1 protein-coding gene is annotated in these 2,851 nt (G+C 34.7%); it reads right to left on the bottom strand.

Features of this window, described 5'->3' with window-relative positions; all coding sequences use genetic code 11:
* Window positions 1-73: 73 nt before the first annotated feature.
* Window positions 74-2,851: Ig-like domain-containing protein (locus tag ACW2QF_RS01040; RefSeq protein ID WP_455714130.1), on the bottom strand; the 2,778-nt coding region annotated here is incomplete at its 5' end.

Genomic DNA, 2,851 nt, shown 5'->3' with positions numbered 1-2,851 from the left:
CTATAATAATAACATATAGGTCTGCATTAGTCAAACTAACACAGACCTATTTCCTACAATTACTTATTTAATATTACTTAATTTTCTTTACTTTAACTTTACAAGAGAACTTCGTGCCTCTATATGTTGCAATAATCGTAGCAGTACCTGCTTTTCTTCCAACTACATTACCTTTGTTATCCACAGTTGCTACATTTACATTTGTAGATTCCCATGTCACACCAGTAGAAACACTTTCGAGATAAAGCTGATGTTTTGAATATTGTTCTAAAGTAAGAGATGTTCTACTAATACCTAATACAGTTACAGTAGCAGTATCCATCTTACCACTGCTTGTGTAAGCCGTTATTGTACAAGTTCCTGGATGCTTACCAGTTACTTTACCTGTTGACTTATTAACTGTTGCCACATATTCATTATCAGACTGCCAAGTTACGCTATCTGTACTTGTAGGAGGCGTAATAGACTTAGGCATTACCTTCGATTGATTTACAGCTAATACTACATCATCAGTGATAATTGTAATGTTGGAAGCACTAACTGCTTCTTTTACTTCTACACGGCAAACTGCTTTTTTCTTACTACTATCTTTTGCTTTAGCAGTTATATATACAATACCTGGTTTTAAAGCAAATACAGTACCTCTTGAATCTACTGTTGCTATGGATTTATCACTAGAGGACCAAGTAACTGTCTTATAGGTTGCGTTCTTAGGTGTTATCGTAGCTTTTAAAGTAGCCTTTCTCCCCGCAACTATTGTCATTGAATAACGATTTAACTTTACTTTAGTTACCAGTCGTACTACTCTTATCTTACAGGTAGCCTTAACACCACTTCCATCCGTAGCTGCCGCTGTTATTGTTGTTGTACCATACTTCTTAGCTTTAACTTTACCAGATGAGCTTACTGTTGCAACAGATGGATTACTTGAAGTCCATTTTAATTTCTTATTAGAAGCTGTTGTAGTAACTGTTGCTTTTAATTGTACAGACTTCTTATACCCTAATTTGTAACTACTATAATTTAATTTAATTTTTGTAACATGCTTTTTAACTGTAACTACACAGTGTTCTTTATATCCACCTTCTTTTGATGTAACGGTAATAATTGCAGTTCCTGCTTTCTTACCAGTTACTTTACCCTTTGAAGATACGGTAGCAACCTTTTTGTTTGAAGATGAAAAGGTTACACCTGAATTTGTGGCACCATTTGGTTTAACAGTTGCCTTTAATGTAAATGTCTTATCTACATAAATAGTCTTCTTTTCATAATTAAGCTGTAATCCTGTTACGGCTTCTTCTACTACTACGTTACAGTATGCAATTTCACCATTGGATAGTTTCGCCATAATAATAGTAGATCCTTGGGCTACACCTTTAACAACACCCTTAGCTGTTACTGTAGCTACAGCCTTATTTGTTGATGTCCAAGTAATAGTGGCATCTGTAGCTGTAGTTGGATTTAACTTGTATGGAATTTGGTAACTCTCTCCTACTTTAACGACAACATCTCTTACATCAATGAAAATTTCTTTGGCTAGTTCCTTTACATATACAGTACAAGTACCCATGAAGTTTCCTTCAACTGTTTTTGCAATAATTGTTGTTTCACCAACTGCTACTGGTGTAATCAAGCCAGTTGTTGCATTAACAGTAGCTACTGAAGGTTTAGTTGATGACCATGTAACTTTCTTATTACCTGCTGTTGTTGGTAATACCGTATATCCAATTGTTTCGGTCTCACCCATATATACCACTTTTTCGGTAGATGACAATTTTAATCCTGTTACAGATTCCGTAACTTTAACATGACAATATTTGGTCTCTGCGTTAGTTCCTGGTGCAGCCGCAGAGATAACTGTTTCACCAGCGGATAATAATTTTAACTTGCCACCCTCTACTGTAGCAACTTTAGTATTACTAGATGACCAAACAATATCCTTTGCACTTGCTGTTGTAGGTTTTACAGTAGCAGTAATTGTATAAGTTCCCTGTGATAACGGAACTTCTACCTTAGATTCAGATAAAGTGATTTCTGATATAATTTCTGTAACAGTAACCTTACAAGTACCAAGAACAATATTATTGGTGCTTACTGCCATGATTAATGTTTCACCTGCTTTTTTACCTGTAACGTTAGCAATTCTTGTGCTTCCTGTTTCAGCTTTAACAGTTGCAATGCTTTCATCTAGAGAAATCCATCGTAAATCTACACTGGTAACTCCTGCTGGTTCAAAAACTGCTTTCACTGTTTTAACATCATCAACAAATAGTGATAATTCAGACGGTGAAATTGTTATCTTACTTGCCGATGAATATACATAAATCTTACAAACCGCTCTCTTTACAATACCGTTAACTACGGCTGATGCAACAATCTCAGCTTCACCATCTTTAACACCAGTTAAATTACCATCTGCATCTACTGTAACAACTGATTTATTACTTGAAGTCCATGTAATATCTGCAATATTATTGTTTGTAACTTTCAATTGCAGTACATTAGAGCCTACTGGAATATTAGCTTCTGTAACATTTAACTTAAGGCCATCTGCAATTTCAACTTTTAATGTATATGTTACACCTGCTGCTTCTTTATATAAATCTGCATAAGCATTCTTTAAAGTCATCCTAATTTCAGCAGTACCTTCTTTGAGTGCCGTTAATTCGCCATTTGAATAAGAAAGATACGTTTGATAAGCAGTAGGAACATCAATAGTAAAATGACTTAATTGCTGAATATTAGAATTATCCATCAAGCTATATACGTCATTTACATTCATACGGATAGTTCCAGATCCCGTATCATCTATATTATTGAAATGGATTGGTATATCAAAGTACATATGATA

The sequence above is a fragment of the Anaerosporobacter sp. genome, from assembly GCF_965301125.1.
Note: the sequence above shows the minus strand (reverse complement) of the source record. Positions and strands in the feature narration are given on the sequence as shown.